This is a genomic window from uncultured Bacteroides sp., from assembly GCF_905207245.1.
In the GTDB taxonomy this organism is placed as follows: Bacteria; Bacteroidota; Bacteroidia; order Bacteroidales; family Bacteroidaceae; genus Bacteroides.
In genome coordinates this window covers 33,561-54,543 of record NZ_CAJLKP010000003.1, presented here as the reverse complement: position 1 = coordinate 54,543, position 20,983 = coordinate 33,561, and the positions used below count along the sequence as shown (strand labels likewise).

Genomic DNA, 20,983 nt, shown 5'->3' with positions numbered 1-20,983 from the left:
GTTATGGTAAGAAGACTAAATTGGTTTATTGTATACTTGTTGTTTTCAGTAGGTATTATGGCACAGACTGCCGGTAAGCAGTATAACTCGTACAAAGGATTGGTGATGGCCGGTTATCAGGGGTGGTTCAACGCCCCTGATGATGGCGCCGGCCGGGGATGGTATCATTATACGGGGCATGATGGCTTTCGCCCCGGTTCGTGTACGATTGACTTTTGGCCGGAAGTGTCGGAGTATAAGCAACTGTATAAGACGGAATTCAAATTTGCTGACGGCACGCCGGCTTATACCTTTTCTTCGCACGATGCTTCTACGGTGGATACCCATTTCAGATGGATGAAAGAGTATGGACTGGATGGTGTGTTTATGCAACGTTTTGTAGGGGAAATCAGCAATACAAGCGGACTGAACCACTTCAATAAGGTGCTGAACTCGGCTATGGAGGCTGCTAATAAGTATGAGCGGGCTATCTGTGTGATGTACGACCTGAGCGGTATGCGTCCCGGTGGTGAAGATGTGTTGTTGAAGGATATTGCTGATATAGCCAAGCGCCATTCCTTGAAAGACCACGCCAAGAATCCTTCCTATCTGTATCACAATGGAAAACCGTTGGTTACTGTTTGGGGCGTGGGATTTAATGACCGTCGTCGTTATGGCCTGAATGAAGCCGAGAAGATTATTAATGGTCTGAAAGCACAGGGGTTCAGTGTAATGCTGGGTGTGCCTACACATTGGCGCGAATTGAGTGGCGATACGGAGTCGGACCCTCGTCTGCATGAGCTGATTAGGAAATGTGATGTAGTGATGCCATGGTTCGTGGGACGTTATAATGAAGAAACATATCCCCGCTATCAGAAGCTGGTCAGAGAAGATGTGAAGTGGGCCAGGAAGAATAAAGTGGACTATGCTCCTTTGTGCTTTCCGGGGTTCTCGTGGCGTAATATGAAAGGACACGAAAATAGTGTACAGATACAGCGTAATAAAGGTTCGTTCCTTTGGAAACAACTGTCGGGTGCTATAAAGGAAGGTGCTGAAATGCTTTATGTGGCCATGTTCGATGAAATAGATGAAGGTACGGCAATCTTTAAATGTGCCAAGAAGGTTCCTGTAGGTGCCAGCACGTTTGTTCCTATTGAAGATGGGATTGAAAGCGACCATTACCTGTGGCTGGTAGGGCAGGCAGGCAAGATGCTGCGCAAAGAGAAGCCGTTGGAAATGAAGCAACCGAAACGGAAATGATTTAGCTACAAGCTACGGGCTACGAGCTACAAGTTCCTTTCGGCGTGATAGCCGGGCGAATAATTATTTGCCCATAGCGCAACTTGTAGCTTGTAGCCCGTAGCTCGTAGCTTATAGTGTAGCTCGTAGTTACTCGATAATCTCCATTAAAGAGTATTTATATTCTGTTCCTAATGAAGCTGCATATTCTTTGCAGAAAGTATCGTAAACAGTTTTGGCAAGTCCCTTTTTCCCTTGCTGGCAGAGGATGCGGCATTTCACACAAAGCGCTTCTTCATTGATATAATCATGCTGGAAGAGGGTATCCGCAATCTTCAACTTCAGTGTATCCGAAAGGTCTTCCTGCTTCAATAATCTGGAAAGCAAATCAATAGTATCATTGGAAAAATCATTCTTGAATGCATCAATCCAATCATTCTCTACATTAGGAAGCATCATACCACGCAATAATAATTCAAGCAGTTTCTCCAGGTCTTGTCCGTTATTTCCCCTGTACAAATGGAGGGCTTCCAGATAGTCGCAGATAGTGCCTTCTTCAAACTGTATACTCCAGAATCCATTCTGATTCAGTATCTTGATATCACCCACTTTATCCAGTAAACCACGCAACTTACTCATGTATACATTACGGTTGTTTTTAGCAGACTCTTCTGCTTTATCGTACCATAACAACTGGATGAGTTTGTGCCCGATGATTCCCTTTGGATCTTTGCCTGTATAGAGAATAAGCAGTATCAGTAAGGCTTTAAGGGTGGGAGTGAATAAGGCTGTACAGTCGTTCCCTTCTTTATCAACAATATGGAAGCCGCCAAAGAAACAGATACATTTCTTTGAGAAATCATAGTTGTGGAATGTCGGGTCGGGTGCACTGATCGGCATATCTATTTTTATCTCAGGCAACTCTTTTGTCAATAGGGTATTCACTCCTTCTGTCTGGGAGGTGTCTGTTGCCGGGCTTTTCTCTTCCTTGGCAGAAGATTTTACCCGGTTTATTCCTTCTTTTCGTTTCTTGTAATAAAGAGCTCCTACACCGCTAATGACTAATAATCCGCTTACGATGTACAACCATAGATAGGTGTGCTTACCCTGAGCTGTTTTGCCTTCAACTACATCCGGCTGTTTGAAAGACAGAATGGGGATTGGGGGGAAATTCAATTCATATATATCCAAATCAGCTTTTCCGCTTACTTCAGCTTGATGGATGGCCACATATAGTTTCTTTTGTTTAGGCGAATAATATAGGTTGCTATATAGGTATTGCGATTCTAATTTCAATCCCATAGGTAACGACATCAGTTCAAAATGTGGCGTTTGGGTATCGATTCTCATCAGAGTGCCACCTTGCTGTGTGCTGAAAAGGTAGAAGCAATCTTTTTCCGCATCATAAACCATGTTTTCACAGGGTTGGAAATCTCCATCTGCCGGAGTTTGCGGAGCCTCCCACAGCTTATTGACCTGCTGGGTGAGCAGGTTGACCGAATATAAGTCGTAATAGTTGCGGGGAGATAATTCCTGTCGTCCGGATGGGCAACCGCGACCGCCAAAGATGTAGAGCGTACTGTCGACAATAGCGGAACTGCAAGAATACCGGGGATGGATACTTGACAGACTGAGTTGACGTTGCGGTGTATCTTCATAAGGATAACTGATGACTAATTTATTGTTATAGTGATAATGTCCGTATCCGCCAAAACTGATTAAGGAGGAATTGGAAGGATTATATACAAGCGTATTGTTCCAGTAATCATGCTCTAATACGGGCGCTTGCGTTCCCTGCCAGCTTTGTGTTACGGGGTCGAAGGCCGAGAAAAGGTTCTCATTCAGATTATAGGATAGTAGCTGCTGGTGTTGCGGTATGTATATCAACTGGTTTGGATAGTTGGCAACAAACTCTCCACCTTTAACCCGGATGGTGTCCGTCACTCTTTCATCAGTATGAAAGACATATAGTTTCCTTTTATCCGTAGCCACATAGAAAGTGCCGACAAGAGGGTCGAATGCTACGGAAGGAGAAGAGGCAAAATGCTGTGAGTATATCTTCTTCCAGGTGATATATTGGTCGATAATCCAGCGGGTATTTTTACCGGTGGCCGGCATGTGGGACACTTCATCATAACAAATATCTCCGTTGTGGCGTGCCATCTTCCAATGGCGTATTTCTTTGCTTCCACGTTTTATACTGATATCTTTTATATTAACGGAAGCGACATCGGCCAGAGAGAAATTCTCAAATGGACAATAACCAAAGGCTATGCGTATACCTTGTACGCCTTTCAGGTCGGCATATTGCACATTGATTTCCGTACTATCATATGATACGGTAATATCACCTTCTTTGAAGTCAAGGGTAACATTGGCAGAAGTCCACATTTCACGTCTCACTTCCTTTTGAATGGGGTGTACGGCATCTCCGGTGACCAGAATCGGAAAACGTCTGTCGTTATCACTAACACTGTACATCAGGTCGATGTTTTTATTATTATCAGTGATGATACGGAATACAGTTCCGAATACATTATCAGGTCTGACCCGGAGATTGAAACTCAGGGTTATCTTTTCTCCTTTGGCTGCTATGTACTTTCCATCTTCTAATGCCATGCTGGTGAATTCGGAATTTTGAAGTGGATAAGACTGGATATGCAAACCATATTCAGGAAGCTGAGACATTGAATGCATACATATAAGCAGGAGGAAGATTATAGATAGTGTCTTTTTCATTTTGTATGTCCTTAATGAAGTATTAGCTTGGACAAAAGTAATGCTTTTTAGCGAAAAGCAATTACTAATTCATGCAATTCTTCTGGCAGGGCTCCTCTTTTTCAAGAAAAGATATCCATTAAGTGGATTTTAATGTTTCATTAATTATGGTGTTATCATTTTATTAAGCGGTTGCGGTTTATTTTGCATCATCAAATTAAAATCTGATAACATGAATTTAAAGAGACACTTGTTTTTATTTGCAGGCATATTCTCCTGCGCTTTTCTAATGGCTCAGCAGCCAAGTGATATTTTATCCGTTTCGGCATCGGCTAATATGGAAAAAGCTTCGTTAGCTTTTGATAAGGATCCGAAGACGATGTGGGAGGTTAGTGGTCAGGACTTGAAGACTGACCAATGGTTAATGTTCACCATCCAGACTCCCGGTGACGTATGTGAACTTAATCTTCAGATGCAAGGTGTGGCGAAAGATGACTTGAAACAACTGATGAATGTATTTGTCACCTACGATCCGATGAACCTCGGAGTACCTGTTGACTATCAGGTACAGGGTAATGCAAAAGAAATGAAAGTGAAGTTTTCACCCAAATATGGTGCACACGTCAGACTGGCTTTCAAAGGAAGTGACCGTGTGAAACCTTTTACCGTGAAAGAGGTTTCGGTTCTCTTGGCTGATAAAGAGTTGAAAGACCGGAAGGGGGAAAAGACTGCACTCCGCTATATGGACCCAACGCTTCCGGTGGAAGAACGTGTGGAAAGTCTGTTGTCTGTGATGACTCCGGAAGATAAAATGGAATTGATTCGTGAAGGGTGGGGCATTCCCGGCATTCCTCATTTATACGTACCGCCCATTACCAAAGTAGAGGCTGTGCATGGCTTCTCTTATGGTAGTGGAGCAACCATTTTCCCGCAAGCATTGGCGATGGGAGCAACCTGGAATAAGAAGTTGACAGAGGAAGTGGCAATGGTTGTTGGTGATGAAACTCTTGCAGCGGGTACTATGCAGGCATGGTCTCCGGTGCTGGATGTAGCACAAGATGCCCGTTGGGGACGTTGCGAAGAAACATTTGGCGAAGACCCGGTTCTGGTATCACAGATTGGTGGAGCATGGATCAAAGGGTATCAGTCTAAAGGCTTGTTCACTACTCCGAAACATTTCGGCGGTCACGGTGCTCCGTTGGGTGGCCGCGATTCTCATGATATAGGATTGTCCGAACGGGAAATGCGTGAGGTACATCTGGTTCCGTTCCGTCATGTTATTCGTAATTATGATTGCCAGTCGTTGATGATGGCTTACTCAGATTTTCTGGGAGTACCGGTTGCGAAAAGTAAAGAGTTGTTGCATAATATCTTGCGCGAAGAATGGGGTTTTGACGGTTTTATTGTTAGTGACTGCGGTGCTATCGGTAACTTAACGGCGCGCAAACACTATACGGCAAAAGATAAGATTGAAGCAGCTAACCAGGCATTGGCAGCAGGCATTGCTACAAACTGCGGCGATACTTATAATGATAAAGAAGTGATACAGGCAGCAAAGGACGGACGCCTCAATATGGAAAATCTGGATAACGTTTGCCGTACCATGCTGCGTATGATGTTCCGTAATGAACTGTTTGAAAAAACTCCCAATAAACCTTTGGATTGGAATAAAATATATCCGGGATGGAACTCGGACAGCCATAAAGAGATGGCGCGTCAGGCAGCCCGGGAGTCTATCGTAATGTTGGAGAATAAGGAAAATATATTGCCTTTGGATAAAGGTATCCGCTCGATTGCTGTATTAGGTCCCGGAGCAGACGATTTGCAACCGGGTGACTATACTCCGAAATTGCTGCCCGGTCAGTTGAAATCAGTATTGACAGGTGTCAAACAGGCTGTGGGCAAGCAGACGAAAGTAATTTATGAGCAAGGTTGCGACTTTACAAATTTGAGTGAGACGAATATCCCTAAAGCGGTCAAAGCAGCTTCTCAAGCAGATGTGGTAGTTATGGTTCTGGGAGATTGCTCGACCAGTGAAGCTACGACGGATGTTTACAAAACATCCGGTGAAAACCATGACTATGCAACCTTGATTCTGCCGGGCAAACAACAAGAACTGCTGGAAGCGGTTTGCGCAACTGGGAAACCGGTCATATTGGTTCTTCAGGCCGGTCGTCCTTATAATCTGACAAAGGCTTCGGAATTGTGTAAAGCTATTCTTGTCAACTGGTTGCCGGGACAAGAGGGAGGTCCTGCTACGGCAGATGTGTTGTTCGGTGATTATAATCCTGCCGGTCGTTTGCCGATGACTTTCCCACAGCATGTAGGCCAGTTACCTCTTTATTATAACTTCAAAACTTCCGGTCGCCGTTATGAATACTCTGATCTGGAATATTATCCTCTCTACTATTTTGGATATGGTTTGAGTTATACCTCTTTTGAATATTCAGGCCTGAAGGTGCAGGAGAAAGACAATGGCAATATTGCCGTGCAGGTAACTGTGAAAAACGTAGGTCAGCGTGCAGGTGATGAGGTTGTCCAATTGTATGTCACTGATATGTATGCCAGTGTAAAGACACGTATTACGGAATTGAAGGACTTCACTCGTATCAATCTGAAGCCGGGTGAATCGAAGACGGTTTCTTTTGAATTGACGCCTTATGAATTATCATTGCTCAATGATCGCATGGATAGAGTGGTAGAGAAGGGGGCATTCAAGATATTAGTCGGCGGTGTTAGTCCTCAATATGTGGCTAAAGACCGCATTAAGGATAGTGTAGGCTATACAGATGCCGGAAAGGGTGTGTCCGGTATGTTTGAATATACCCATGAATTTGCTGCAGATTTCGGTTTGACTCTATTTAAAGTAGAAGAAAACCTGGTGAAGAATCAGAAGACAGTTTGGGTGTCTGTTAAGAACGATGGTACTTTAATGGATACCGGTAAGATTGATATGTATGTTGGTGGCAAGAAGACAGGAGATAATGTCCATTATGAACTGGCTCCGGGAGAAGAGAAATTGATACCTTTCCATGTGGATAAAGACAGTGATGCGCCTGTTGTATTTACCACTAAATATAAAGTGCTATCTCTTTAACCATTGTCACTGATATTATGAAAAAACTTTTAGCATTCTTATGTATTTGTATGCAGCTTGTCCCATTATGGGGGCAGGCTGTATCGCGTATCTCTAATGGAGTGAAAGTTGAGGCCGGAACAGTCAGTGTGGAACTGGAATGCTTTTCGTCTTCTATCATACGCGTGAAGAAATATCCTTCGGGGAAAATACCGGAGAAGCAGTCTCTTTCGGTTGTCAAGCGACCGGAAAATGTGAAATACAAATTGCAGGAGAAGGATAACCGGATGACACTAACTACTTCCGAATTGTCTGTTTCTCTGGATATTGCAAAGAATCAGATATGTTTTGCGGATAAGAACGGAAAAGTCTTGTTGGCGGAAAAACCTTCTTCTGTTGGTTTTACTCCATTCGATGATGCAGGAATGCCTACATATAAGGTTCGCCAGAGTTTCCGTCTGGATGCTGATGAGTCTATTTACGGGCTGGGACAGCACCAGCAGGGACGGATGAATCAGCGGAATCAGACAATGGTTATGCGGCAGGTCAATATGGAGATTTATATTCCGTTGATTCACTCCGTCAAAGGATACGCTTTGTTTTGGGATAACTATTCTGCCACTACCTTTACGGACAATGAGCAGGGAATGACTTTTGAGTCGGAAGTCGGTGATTTGTGTGATTATTACTTTGTATATGGCGGAGGTGCTGATGGAGTAGTGGCAGGATTGCGCGACCTCACCGGGCAGGCTCCCATGTTTCCGCTTTGGTCATTCGGTTTCAATCAGTCCAGAGAACGTTATGTCAGCCAAGATGAGTTAGTCGGGGTAGTGAAGAAGTACCGTGAGCTGCAAATTCCTCTGGATGGCATTGTGCAGGATTGGCGCTATTGGGGAGAAGACCATGCAGACTGGAATGCGATAGAGTTTCGCAACCCTCTGTTTCCCAATCCTAAAAAGATGCTGGATGAGGTGCATAGGCTGAATGCCCATGCAATGATTTCTGTTTGGCCTTCCTTTGGTCCGGCTACTAATCCGTATAAAGATTTCGAACGGCAGAACAAGCTGATGGCACATGAGACTTTTCCGCAGAACTCCGGCGTCAGGGTATATGACGCTTACGATCCTGTGGCAAGAGATATTTACTGGAAGCACTTGAACGAGCAGATGTTCAGCATCGGCATGGACAGTTGGTGGCTGGATGCTACTGAACCGGAGCATAATCCGATTAAAGAAGAGGATTACGATTATCAAACTTATCTGGGCTCTTTCCGCAAGGTGCGTAATGCTTTCCCATTAGTCAGTGTAGGTGGTGTCTACGATCATCAACGGGCAGTGACTTCTGATAAACGAGTTTTTATCCTGACGCGTTCCGCTTTTGCCGGACAGCAACGTTACGGCGCGCAGTCGTGGTCGGGGGATGTCGTTGCTGCCTGGGATGTGCTACATAACCAGATTTCTGCTGCTTTGAACTTCTCACTTTCGGGCATACCTTACTGGAACTCGGATATCGGCGGATTCTATACAGCCAATCATTTCCCTGGTGGTGTGGAGAATCCGGCTTATCAGGAATTGTATATACGCTGGATGCAATTTTCCGTTTTTACCGGTATGATGCGTTCACACGGTACGAATACTCCACGTGAGATTTTTCAGTTTGGGAATCGGGGTAATTGGGCTTTCGATGCACAAGAGAAGATGATTAATCTCCGCTATCGTTTACTACCTTACATTTATTCTGCATCATGGGATGTTACTTCCAATGGCGGAAGCCTGATGCGTGCCTTGTTTTCTGATTTTCCGACAGACCAAAAGGTGTTGGACTTAGGTGATGAATATATGTTTGGTAAGTCTATTTTGGTAGCTCCGGTTACAAGTACAAGCCGAAGCCGTTCTTTATATTTGCCTGAGGGAATCCGTTGGATTGATTTCTGGACAGGTGAAATGCAGGATGGCGGACGTGAGATTACCCGCAATGCTCCTATTGATATAATTCCGTTGTATGTGAAAGCCGGTTCCATCATTCCTGTAGGACCTTCTGTGCAGTATGCAACCGAGAAACCATGGGATAATCTGCAAATCCGTATCTATCCTGGTGCTGACGGGGAGTTTATCTTATATGAGGATGAAGGTGATAATTATAATTATGAAAAAGGAAAGTACACCACTATCCGCATGGCATGGAATGACAGAAAGAAACAGTTTACCATCTATCCTTGTGAAGGAGGTTATGATGGGATGCTGAAAGAACGTAATTTCCGCATTACCCTTGTGAACGGACAGGATGGGCTTGGTCTGGATAATGAATCGCATACTGTAAACATTGCATACAAAGGAAAGAAACTAAATGTGAAACTACCATGAAAAACATAGCCAAATTAATGAGCATAGCTTTGGTTTCAGGACTGATCGTAAGTTGTGCATCAACAGAACAGAAAACAGTTCATAATGAAAGGATTGTTACCAATCCTATAGATTTGAATTATCGTTTCCAACCGAACGAGGAGTCACGGCGTGAAGCAGCCGACCCGGTACTGGAATATTTCAAGGGATATTATTACATGTTTGCTTCCAAATCTGGTGGTTACTGGCGTTCCGAAGATCTGGCTAAATGGGAGTATATTCCCTGTACTACTATTCCGACCTTGGAAGATTATGCTCCTACCATTCTTGTTTATGATGATACGCTTTACTTTACTGCATCCAGCGGAAATACCCGGATTTTCAAGAATGCCCATCCCGAGACGGATACTTGGGAAGAAGTAGATACGAAGTTGACTTACCGTCAGCATGATCCGGCTTTCTTTAAAGACGATGATGGAAAGGTCTATCTATATTGGGGATGCTCTGATGTAGATCCGATTGTGGGTGTGGAAGTAGATCCGAAGAATGGTTTCTGTGCTATCGGAGAACCTAAACCTCTGATTGAACATAATGGTGATAAATATGGTTGGGAAGTTCCTGGAAAGAATAATGAAGAACCACGTCAAGGCTGGAATGAAGGTCCTTGTGTACTGAAACATAATGGGCGTTATTATTTGCAATATGCTGCTCCCGGTACCCAATATCGTATTTATGGTGATGGTAATTATGTAGGTGATAATCCGTTAGGCCCCTTTGAATACGTAGAAGACAATCCTTTTTCTTTCAAACCCGGTGGCTTTATCGGTGGTGCAGGACATGGTCATACATTCAAAGATAAGTATGGCAATTATTGGCATATAGCCTCTATGACAATTTCCGTGCGTCATTGGTTTGAACGCCGTTTAGGTATATTCCCGGTCGTTGTTTCCGATAAATACGGTATGTATGCGCTTACCACTTTTGCCGATTACCCATTCTGCGTTCCCGGCAGGAAAGTGGACTTTGAAAAAGAAGATATCAACATGGGTTGGAACTTACTTTCGTATAAGAAAAAGGTATTTGCATCTTCCTTTCTTGAAGGCTATGAACCGGAACTGGCAAATGATGAACAAGTTGAAACCTGGTGGTCTGCCCAAACTGGTAATAAAGGCGAATGGTTGCAAATGGATCTTGGCAAACTGATGGAGATAAATGCTATCCAAGTCAATTTTGCCGATCACAATTTCAATGTTCATGCTCCTCATGGACCGGTGGTTTACCAATATTATATTGAAGGTTCAACCGATGGAAAAAACTGGATTCGTCTGGTAGATGAAGAAAAGAATGAGGAAGATGCTCCTCATAAACTGCATACTTTGAATACTCCTACAAAAATGCAATACCTGAGAATTTACAATGCGAAAGATATGGAAGGCTGTTTCTCTTTATTCGGTTTACGCGTTTTCGGTCAGGGTGGTGGCAAAGTTCCTGCTGTAGTAACAGGCTTCCAGGCTTCACGTGATGAAAATGATAAACGTATCTACCGTTTTAGTTGGGAACCACAGGATAATGTGACTGGCTATATTTTACGTTGGGGAACGCGGAAAGAGAAACTTACCCACTCCATGGTAGTTTATGACAACCAATATGAAGCTCGTTATTTTAATAGAGATTCGGAATATTATTTTTCTGTCACTGCTTTCAATGAAAATGGTGTCGGGAAATAACCTGTAGGATAAGAATTAATTAATCGTGGCTTGCAGCTTTATGACCTGTTTGGGTTATAAAACTGCAAGCCTTATTTTTATGAGGTGCTTTCCTGCAGCTACGTACTAGTTTCTTATCTACCCATAAGTAGTTGCCTGGCTACTACGTAGTGAATGAATAACTACTTATGGGTAGTTAAACACCACTTGGATATCGTTTAAACTTCACCCGAAACTTTCCTTATTTCTTCAATTAATCTATTTATATATTCTTTTTTAAGGTGCATCTGTTAAAATGCGCCTAAGACTCTATTTTGCGGCAAAAAAAGTGCTCCGATTAATGTCTTTTTAAGGATAATATTAACGCCAACCCCATACTTTTGCCCTCATAGAATTTTAAAACTCTAATTTAATAAATATGAAAAATGCACAAGTATATGTAAAGTCTCCTCCCCTCTGAATTGTCTTCTTTAGGCAAGCTGAAAGGATAAAGTTTTTTAAGTGACTGAAATTATATATTTACCAACTTTTAATTTAATTATTATGAACAAACGATTTTTTAATGCGCTCCTGTTTGGAGCGGTGGTTCTTTCAACAGGAACCTTTACTTCATGTAATAATGATGATGTTGATGATTTGAAGTCAAGAGTATCAGTAATCGAAGTGGCAATTGACGACATCAAAACACAATTGGGTAAAGCGTTGATGACCGGTGCAAGTATTACGAAGGTAGATGAAAGTAATGGCACGTATACATTAACGTTGAGTGACGGGCAGAAAATTGTGATAAAGCCGGGAGGAGGAAGCATTTCTATAGTAGTTACTGATACGGAGGCTATCATTACAATAGAAGGTGAAAAGTATGTTCTTCCATTGGGATCTTTAGTAAACTCACTGATTTATAGTCCGGAGACGATAGATGGTGTTGTAGAGATAGGTAATGCTGGTGTTACTGTGAACTTCTTGGCAAGACCGGCTCTCAAAAGTTTGGATGGTGCCCAATTTACAATTGCTGAGTCTCATGTACTTACTCGTGCTACTGATGGTGAACAGTTTAAAGTGAGTGGAGATGCTACATTGGAAGGCGATTTTATTAAAGTTCCTATTAAAGCGCTTGGTGAAGCAGAAGCTGGAAAAACTTATGCTGTTTCTCTCCAAATGAATCTCAAGGGAACGATTATTGGTTCCAATTATTTCAATGTGAAAGTATCTGATGACTTCTCCTCCGTAGCTGAAGACTTGGGTGGCGTTACGATTAAGGCCGATTATGCTCCGAAAGACCTCGCTGACGGTTTCAAAGAGATGACTATCAATGGCCTTGATTTGCTGAAAGAATTCAATTTCAAAGATTTGTTCTCTGAACTTCCTGAAGGGGTTGAGTTTGCTGTTGCAGCAGCAAGTAAACAACCGGGGGGCAAGGCACAGGAAAAAAATGAAATGCTGAAGTCTAGTTTGAAAGCTGACGGTACGTGGAAATTTAGTGAAAGACCAGGAACGAGCTTCAATGAGAATGCAGATCGTTCAGGGTTCTTGATAAATGTGCTTGCACATGACATTGTGAAGGCTAAAATTTATGTAGTAGTAACAGATCCGTTGGCTGCTGTTGCAGATGACGTGTTTAAAGGCTCTTTGAAAGGCTTAGGTGAGCCACACGTAGAATATGGTGAGATGCCTGCAGAAGGTACGAACGAAGGTGCGCCTGTAGTTGTTGCTCCTGGAGTAAACAGTCTTAATTTATATGATGTGATAGCCAATGATAAATTATCTTTGAAACATGGTGAGGGTGGTGCCAAGATTGTAGAGGCTCTTCAGGGGTATGTCGCTGAGGTTGATGGTGATAATCTTGTTTATTCTGATGGTTCGTCTTTGGTTGTGGATGATTTAGGTAAGCAACTCCAAGGTAATATTGTCTATTATAACCGCCAGATTTCTATCGCTTCCTCTCAACGTCGTAGTTGGGTTATGAGTGATGATGAAAAGAAAGCGTTTGCCGGTGCTGAGTGCAATGGTGAAATTCTGAATGGATTTGATGGGCTTAATGGTTCTACTATGGTGGCTAATGGTCTTAAAATCACAAATGAGGGTAACTTAGAAACAACAGAGGCTTATGGCGGCTGGGCTCTTCGTGTAGGCTTTGGTGTTCGTTTTGAATATGCTTATGGCTCTAGAGACATTAGTGACGGCTGTTTGTGCTTCCTTTGGATCAATCGTCGTGATTGTGCTGAGGGTGTAGTGGATAACCCTACTAAGATAGAAGAGTAATTTAAAAATAATAATAAGAAAGTCTCTTGAGACAAATAGAGACTTTCTTATAGACCTTTTCTAAATAGATAGAGAATAACATGGAAAATATAAATCTGAATAATAATGATAGAAGTGCATTCTTTTCATGGAAATCGATGATGTTTGCGCTTTTATGTCTCCTGACGGCATTGCCTATGTCAGCACAGAACCGCATTGTTCGCGGTACTGTAGTTGACCAAACAGGCGAAACTGTCATAGGAGCCAATGTTCGGGTGAATGGTACCACTCGTGGTGTCATCACCGATATTAACGGTGAGTTTGAAATAGCTGCCGATGCAAAAGAGAAGCTGACAATTTCTTTTATCGGCTATATCGATGCTGTAGTTGCAGCCGACAAAACTAGCCTGAAAATTACATTGAAGGAAGATAGTCAAGCTTTGGAAGAAGTAGTTGTTGTTGGTTATGGTACACAGAAGAAAGCTACATTGACAGGTGCTGTTTCTGCCATCAATAATAAAGAAATAGCTGTTACCAAGAATGAAAATGTGGTGAACATGCTTTCTGGTAAAATTCCCGGTGTGCGTATTTCACAGAAGAGTTCACAACCTGGTGAATTTGACAATGCTATTGATATTCGTGGTATGGGTGAACCGTTGATTGTAGTTGATGGTATCCCTCGCGATAAGGCGTATTTCTCACGTATGGATGCCAATGAAATAGATAATGTATCTGTATTGAAAGATGCTTCTGCTGCTATCTATGGTGTGCGTGCTGCCAACGGTGTAATTTTGGTTACTACTAAGCATGGTGAAGCTTCTAATGGCAAGTTCGACATTACATTCTCTGCTAATTACGGTTGGCAGCAGTTCCTCTATGTGCCGCAAACAGCAAGTGCAGCAGACCATATGTTACTTATTAATGAGAAATATTATAATGCTTTTGGTGACAACACTTATCCGAATCGAACTCCTGCTAAATACACTTGGCAAGATATGATGGAGTACAGTACCGGAAGGAAAAAAAGTACGAACTGGACAAAAGAGTTGTTCGATGACAATGTTCCGCAGCAACAATATAATGTTAGCGTGAATGGTGGTTCCGAGAAAGTGAATTATTTCTTTAACCTCGCTTATTTGAAACAGGAAGGTTCTTATAAGAGCGGTTCCTTGAATTATGATCGTTGGAATTTCCGTAGCAATATCGACGCCAAGATTACTAACCGTTTAAAAGCTACTATACAAACCAGTGGTTATATGGATGAAAAGAATCAGCCGTTTACCGATATTTGGTCTGTGTATAAGAAGGCTTGGACTTACCGACCGACTTCGGAGGCTTATGTAGACGGTGACCATAATTACCCTGCTTGGGATAGCGAAATGGGTGAACCTGAAAATCCTGTAGCTGCCACCAATAGTGACCTTACCGGTTATCGCCGTGAGAAACGTGTCAACTTTAATGGTGCTTTGGCATTGACTTATGACATTCCGGGAGTAAAGGGCTTGAGCGCAAAGGCTTTTTATAGCTATGACTATTACACCACCAATAATACCAGCTATAAGCGTGCTTATAAATTGTATAATAAGAGGGAAGATGGTACAATGGAAAGTTTCGATCGTAATGCAGACAGTAATCTGAGACGCAATACCGATCCGAGCTATGGAACAGTGATGCAACTTTCTTTGAACTACGCCAATAAGTTTGGAGATCACAATGTTGGTGCTATGGTGTTGTTTGAAGAACAGTACAACAATTGGGATAACTTTTATGCACAACGCGTCATGCAGTTGGATGGTGAATATCTGATTTATGGTGAAGAGAAGGATCAGATAGGCTCGATGGGAGGTGCCGGTGACAAAACCCGCCAGTCTGTTGTAGGTAAAGTAAACTACGATTATAAAGGACGTTATATGGTGGATTTTGCTTTCCGTTACGATGGTTCTTCCAGTTTCCCGAAAGGGGCGCGTTGGGGATTCTTCCCATCCGTATCTGCTGGTTGGCGCATAAGTGAAGAAGCATTTATGAAAGAATTGGTTCCTTTTCTTACCAATTTGAAACTTCGGGGATCTTACGGTAAGATGGGTGATGATGGAGGTGCGAACACGTATCCTCAGAATGTAGTAGCGTATAATATCGAAAAAGATAAAATCGGCTGGTTCTATAATGGTGCACTAATGGCTGGTGTTGCTGCAACTTCTATTCCTAATCCTGATTTGACCTGGTATACTGCTGAAACCTATAACCTTGGTTTGGATTTCGACCTTTGGAACCAAAAGTTGAGCGGTACATTTGAAGTGTTCAAGCGTAAGCGTAGTGGCTTACTTGATACTTCTTCAACTATCATTCCGGGTACGGTAGGTGCTTCTCTGCCGAAAGAGAATCTGAATAGCGACCAAACCTTTGGTTGGGAGATCAGCTTGAATCACCGCAATAGAGTAGCTGGGGTGAATTATTGGGTTGGCGGACAAATTTCTGCTACCAAGAATCGTTGGGATTATCGTCAGGACAGTCAGGCCAGCAACTCTATGGATGCTTGGCGTCGTAGGGACGTATCAGGACGTAACAAAGATATCTGGTTCTCTTATGAGGAAGGTGGACGATTCAGTAGCTATGAGCAAATTCGTTATCACAATGTTACCGGTGGCGGATATGGTCAGGGAACATTGCCGGGTGACTATTACTATCAAGACTGGAATGGTGATGGTATAATTAATGGTGAAGATAATCATCCGATGGCAACTTATAACCTGCCGGTGTTCAATTATGGTTTTGTAATGGGTGCCGAATGGAAAGGTATTGATCTTTCTCTGAACTGGCAGGGCGCAGCAGGCGTATACAATTCTTATACTGAAGTGTTTACAGAAGTAGGACCATTCAATGGCGGTGCCGTGTTGGATATTTATCTTGATCGTTGGCATACGGCTAATCCGAGTGACGATCCTTTCAATCCGAATACCCAATGGATCTCAGGATTATATCCGGCCACCGGTCACAGTTTCAGTAATGCAGGAACAGGTATTAAGAATACCTCTTATTTGCGTCTGAAAACTTTGGAAATAGGTTACACACTGCCAAAAACATGGTTGGCTAAGGCGGGCATTAAAGATCTTCGTGTTTATTTCAATGCTTACAATCTCTTAACTTTTACTGGTTTGGATAATATAGATCCGGAACGTCCCGGAGCAAGAGGTGGTGTAAATGATGATCCTAACAAAGATAGTGTCTTGTTCTACAATTACCCTGTGAACCGTTCGTTTAATATTGGTGCAACTATTAAATTCTAAAGATAATAGAATATGAAAACATTAAAATATATATTTGTAGCAGCTGCATTAGGACTTACGGCGACTTCCTGCTATGACCTGGATCTGGAGCCAAAAGGACTTATCTACGAAAATGTACTGTTTCAATCGGACAATGGTATCAAGAAATATCTTGCTCTGATGTATCAGGACCTTCCTATTGAAGATTTTAATTATTGCCAGAATGGTGATGATAAGGGATATGCTACAGTAAATGCCAGTGGTTGGCATAGTGGTAATAGGTGGCAGGCCCAGAAGGGTAGCCCGGCATCTTGTGCTGCTGAGGCAACAGGCCGCGGAACTTCTTATGGCGATGGTTGGGGATACTGGCCTTATGATCGCATTCGCGACATCAACAATATGTTGGAGCAATTGCCTAATTATCGCGATAATTATAAAGAAAACGATTATAATGCCTATTTGGGCGAGGCTCGTTTCTTGCGTGCATTCTACTATTTCGGAATCGTGAAACGCTATGGTGGTATACCTATCGTAGACAAGGTGCTCGATCCAAAAGCTCCACTGGAAGAATTACAGCAACCACGTAATACGGAATATGATTGCTGGAAGTTCATTTATGAAGATTTGAAGTTTGCTATGGAGAATGCAACTGCTTCTAAAGACGAAGTAGGACGTGCGAATCGTTATGCTGCTGCGGCATTGATGTCTCGCGCCATGTTGTATGCTGGTTCCATTGCCAAATATACTCAATACACTGCTGTTACCGGTCCGGCTGTTTCTGCTGGTCTGATGGGTATGCCCGAGGACAAAGCACAGGAATTTTTCCAATATGCTTATGATGCATGTGAGTTTTTACAAAAAGCCGGATTCAAACTCCATACTGGGGCAGATAAAGAAAAAGCTTATACGGAAGTGTTCCTGAATCCGAATACGGAAGAGGATATCATGGTTAAGCAATATGGACCTAATACCAGTACTCCGACCAATACCAGCTTATTCCACTGCTGGGATTGTATGGTGTTGCCGAAGGGCGAAGGGCTTTCAGGTGACGTAGGTGTTGCGCTTCAGCCTGCATGGGAACTAATGGGACTTTATGAGATGCCTGCCATCACCAATGAAGAAACCGGTGAACCGATACGTTTTGACAAAGTGACTGACCTCTGGGATACGGATAAAATGGAACCGAGATGCCGTGCCAATTTCTACTTTACCGGTATGACTGAATCCATGTCCGGTACAGTACTTGACTTCCAGGGTGGTGTATATAAAAGCTATCCGGGCACTGCTGCTGATGGTACTGCAGAGACGCAGGGAAGCGTTAACGACTATACCAACCAGTTCCGTATAAGAGCTTCTCAACCGGGTGAATACAAGGAGGTTAATGGTGTTAAGATGAAAATTAACGGTATACACGGTTTGGCAGAAGGTACAGGTGATGAAGGTTATTCGCGTATGGGTGCTTGCATTCGTAAATATGTACAGGCTGACGGAAGCAATGCCCGCGTATTCTTCACTAACTATCAACCTTGGAAAGTATTCCGTTATGGTGAAATCTTGTTGAACTGGGCAGAAGCTGCTTATGAATTAGGCTTGATTACCGGTAACGAAGATTTGAAAGCAGAAGCTTTCGAACATATCAATGAGATACGTGACCGTGCAGGTGCCAGCCGGCATGAGATGGTTGCTAATCCGGCAGATGTAGGTTCCGAGATTTATGGTTTTGTGATTGATGAAAACCTGCAATATATTCGTGATGAGCGTGCCCGTGAACTCTGTTTCGAAAATCATCGCTTGTTTGATATTCGTCGCTGGAGAATAGCTGATATCATGTTCCAGGATGGTGTATATACTCATACATTACTTCCGTATCTGGTTCTTGATGAAAACAAATGGATATTCTTGAACGAAGTGGAACGTGAAGGTCGTAGAGTGACATTTGACAAGCGTCATTATTATGAGCAGATTCCGGGCGGTGAAATCAATAAGAACCCGTTGCTGATTCGTAATGATGGTTATTAAATGGAATAATTCTTATAAAAAATATTGATATGAAAAAGTTAATATACAGTTTATTGTGTGGAACTGCAACATTGCTGATGGCATCTTGCATGGAAGTGGATAACTTTGATGCTCCCGATTGCCACTTTTATGGAAAGATTATAGATTCCACTACTGGAGAAGGCATCGTTTCCGACCGGGGAGATTGCCACATTCGTATATGGGAAGTGAGCTATAAAGTCAATCCCGGAAGTCAGGACCTTGCTATAAAGGAAGACGGTACGTTCAACAATACCAAGCTCTTTGCCGGTACGTATGATATGGTTCCTGAAGGTTCTTGGTGGCCGGCAGATACTATTCGTATGGGTATCGGTAGCAAGACTACTCAGAATTTTGAGGTGACACCTTATTTGAAACTCTTTGACTTCAAGACGAAACTCGAAGGAACTACACTTACCATGTCCTGCCGTTTGGATGCACCGGTTACTGAAGGACTTCCGCAGATTATGGATGTTTGTCCGTTTCTCAGTTTGAACCACTTCTGCGGTGCTTCCAATCATATTGGTTATTACGATAAGCCCGGCAAGATTAATGTCATGAAGACTTGGGACAAGATTCCTAAAGAGGAAGACGGTAAGAGTATAGCGTATGAAGTATCGTTGCAGGTAAAGCCCGGATACATTTACTTCGTCCGTATGGGTGCCAAGGTGAAGGATAAATTCGAAAAGTACAATTATACGGAAATTGTAAAGATAGAAGTTCCCAACGAATAGTTGGATTATAGGTAATAAGATTGTAATAATGGGCCGGAATGAAGACGTATGTTTGTTCTTCCGGCCTTTATTTTAACTATTAAAAATAGAAAAATGAGATTGAATAAAATATATTATTTGCTATTATGTACCTTTCTGGTATGTGCAACTTCTTGTGGCGGCAGCGATGATGACATCATTCCTCCTGCCATTGAACCCGAAAAGCCTGACAATCCGGAACCGACTGAAATATACAATGAACCCGACTTCACACCTCACAAGGATGGTGAGCCTTTCGATACTTACCGCGGATTGGTAATGACCGGCTATCAAGGTTGGTTTGGTGCACCGGGTGACGGATGTTCGCATAGCCAGCATTCAAATACCGCGTGGTACCATTACCGTGAAAACGATATGTTTGAACCGGGCGTATTGCGAAATTCTATCGACTTCTGGCCTGATATGCGTGAATATGAGAAACAGTATACACCTGGCAAATTCATTCTTCCTAATGGTGAGAAGGCTACGGTTTATAGTGCCTATGATAAATCCAGTGTCCTGCTTCATTTCAAGTGGATGAAGGATTATGGTATTGATGGTGCATTTATGCAGCGTTTCGTGGGCGAAGTAATTGATAACCCAGATGGTAAGGATCATTTTGATAAAGTCCTTGAATCGGCTATGGAAGGTTCAAATACTCATCAGCGTGCTATTTGTGTAATGTATGATTTAGGTGGTTTCATGTCCAATAACAAAAGAGGGACAGATGCTGTCTTGGCAGATGCACAAGCCATCATGGATAAATATATGTTGAAAGACCGTACTAAGCAGAAGTTTTATCTTTATCAGAATGCTAAACCAATGATTGTACTTTGGGGCGTAGGTTTCAATGACAACCGTCCTTATTCCCTTACGGATATAGAAAATTTGATGAATGGCTTGAAGGAGAAAGGTTTCAGCATTATGCTTGGTGTTCCCACTTATTGGCGTGAAAGACGTAATGATGCACTGCCGGATGCCAAGTTGCACGACTTGATAAAGGCTGCTGATGTCATTATGCCATGGTTTGTAGGGCGTTATGGCGATGATAATTATTCCAATTTCCATAGTCTGATAGAAAATGACATAAAATGGTGTAAGGATAATAAGGTAGAATATGCTCCGCTTTGTTTTCCCGGCTCTTGCGACCGCAATATGCATCCCAATAATGGTATAAATCCACGTCTGGGTGGCAAGTTCCTTTGGAATCAGATGTATCATTGCATTAAATCGGGTGCACAGTTGCTCTACATTGCTATGTTCGATGAGATAGACGAAGGTACGGCCATTTATAAATGCTTGAATCAGAGTGATGTTCCGAGTAACGAATCTGCCGTAGACTATTATGTCGTATATCAAAACGGAGGATACCGGATTAGCAGTAAAATGGTTGAGGGATTGACAGGTAATGACTGGTGTCAGCGTGCCAAGGATCTGAATATTACTTTTATGGGTATTGAAGACGGATTACCCACTGACCATTATTTATGGCTTGTAGGGCAGGGCAAGAAGATGCTTCGGGGAGAGATACCTTTAAAATCCACATGGCCTTCCAGATGACATAGCTAATTATATATCCGGATCGTACCCGAGACGTACTTGCTCCGTACCTTCTCCAGTGTTTCTCCAC

10 protein-coding genes are annotated in these 20,983 nt (G+C 42.7%); 9 read left to right on the top strand and 1 reads right to left on the bottom strand.

Features of this window, described 5'->3' with window-relative positions; all coding sequences use genetic code 11:
• The first annotated feature begins 3 nt into the window (after positions 1-3).
• Positions 4-1,239 carry a glycoside hydrolase family 71/99-like protein gene (locus QZ135_RS01750; protein ID WP_294605393.1) on the top strand — a complete coding sequence of 412 codons (1,236 nt, stop codon included), beginning with the start codon at positions 4-6 and terminating at the stop codon, positions 1,237-1,239.
• Between the two features lie 129 nt (positions 1,240-1,368).
• Here the strand turns inward: QZ135_RS01750 and QZ135_RS01745 are convergent, their stop codons facing one another.
• Positions 1,369-3,957 (bottom strand): hypothetical protein, encoded by a 2,589-nt coding sequence (locus tag QZ135_RS01745; RefSeq protein WP_294605391.1) that lies wholly within the window; start codon positions 3,955-3,957, stop codon positions 1,369-1,371.
• 211 nt (positions 3,958-4,168) lie between these two features.
• On the opposite strand from QZ135_RS01745, the gene QZ135_RS01740 reads away from it, so the two are divergent.
• The 8 genes from QZ135_RS01740 to QZ135_RS01705 all read left to right on the top strand — a co-directional run bounded on the left by QZ135_RS01740 (position 4,169) and on the right by QZ135_RS01705 (position 20,913).
• A complete protein-coding gene (locus QZ135_RS01740; RefSeq protein WP_294605389.1) occupies positions 4,169-7,033 on the top strand; it encodes a glycoside hydrolase family 3 N-terminal domain-containing protein in 2,865 nt (954 codons plus the stop codon).
• Positions 7,034-7,050: 17 nt separating this feature from the next.
• Positions 7,051-9,375 (top strand): TIM-barrel domain-containing protein, encoded by a 2,325-nt coding sequence (locus QZ135_RS01735; protein ID WP_294605387.1) that lies wholly within the window; start codon positions 7,051-7,053, stop codon positions 9,373-9,375.
• Entirely contained in the window at positions 9,372-11,081 is a 1,710-nt protein-coding gene (locus QZ135_RS01730; protein ID WP_294605385.1) for a family 43 glycosylhydrolase, read from the top strand. Before QZ135_RS01735 ends, QZ135_RS01730 begins: the two co-directional genes overlap by 4 nt.
• 522 nt (positions 11,082-11,603) lie before the next feature.
• A complete protein-coding gene (locus QZ135_RS01725) occupies positions 11,604-13,322 on the top strand; it encodes a PL29 family lyase N-terminal domain-containing protein (protein ID WP_294605382.1) in 1,719 nt (572 codons plus the stop codon).
• Between the two features lie 80 nt (positions 13,323-13,402).
• Positions 13,403-16,585, top strand: coding sequence for a TonB-dependent receptor (locus QZ135_RS01720; protein ID WP_294605380.1), 3,183 nt, complete (start codon positions 13,403-13,405; stop codon positions 16,583-16,585).
• Positions 16,586-16,597: 12 nt separating this feature from the next.
• Positions 16,598-18,583, top strand: a complete 1,986-nt coding sequence (locus tag QZ135_RS01715; RefSeq protein WP_294605378.1) for a RagB/SusD family nutrient uptake outer membrane protein — start codon at positions 16,598-16,600, stop codon at positions 18,581-18,583.
• Positions 18,584-18,612: 29 nt separating this feature from the next.
• Positions 18,613-19,335 carry a DUF3823 domain-containing protein gene (locus QZ135_RS01710; RefSeq protein WP_294605376.1) on the top strand — a complete coding sequence of 241 codons (723 nt, stop codon included), beginning with the start codon at positions 18,613-18,615 and terminating at the stop codon, positions 19,333-19,335.
• Positions 19,336-19,428: 93 nt separating this feature from the next.
• Positions 19,429-20,913: a glycoside hydrolase family 71/99-like protein gene (locus tag QZ135_RS01705; protein WP_294605372.1), complete on the top strand. Its 1,485-nt coding sequence runs from the start codon at positions 19,429-19,431 to the stop codon at positions 20,911-20,913.
• The last annotated feature ends 70 nt before the right edge of the window (positions 20,914-20,983 follow it).

Excerpts from the sequence above, each read along its gene's own strand:
- QZ135_RS01750 (WP_294605393.1), top strand. The coding sequence starts at position 4 with ATGGTAAGAAGACTAAATTGGTTTATTGTATACTTGTTGTTTTCAGTA.
- QZ135_RS01745 (WP_294605391.1), bottom strand. The coding sequence starts at position 3,957 with ATGAAAAAGACACTATCTATAATCTTCCTCCTGCTTATATGTATGCAT.
- QZ135_RS01740 (WP_294605389.1), top strand. The coding sequence starts at position 4,169 with ATGAATTTAAAGAGACACTTGTTTTTATTTGCAGGCATATTCTCCTGC.
- QZ135_RS01735 (WP_294605387.1), top strand. The coding sequence starts at position 7,051 with ATGAAAAAACTTTTAGCATTCTTATGTATTTGTATGCAGCTTGTCCCA.
- QZ135_RS01730 (WP_294605385.1), top strand. The coding sequence starts at position 9,372 with ATGAAAAACATAGCCAAATTAATGAGCATAGCTTTGGTTTCAGGACTG.
- QZ135_RS01725 (WP_294605382.1), top strand. The coding sequence starts at position 11,604 with ATGAACAAACGATTTTTTAATGCGCTCCTGTTTGGAGCGGTGGTTCTT.
- QZ135_RS01720 (WP_294605380.1), top strand. The coding sequence starts at position 13,403 with ATGGAAAATATAAATCTGAATAATAATGATAGAAGTGCATTCTTTTCA.
- QZ135_RS01715 (WP_294605378.1), top strand. The coding sequence starts at position 16,598 with ATGAAAACATTAAAATATATATTTGTAGCAGCTGCATTAGGACTTACG.
- QZ135_RS01710 (WP_294605376.1), top strand. The coding sequence starts at position 18,613 with ATGAAAAAGTTAATATACAGTTTATTGTGTGGAACTGCAACATTGCTG.
- QZ135_RS01705 (WP_294605372.1), top strand. The coding sequence starts at position 19,429 with ATGAGATTGAATAAAATATATTATTTGCTATTATGTACCTTTCTGGTA.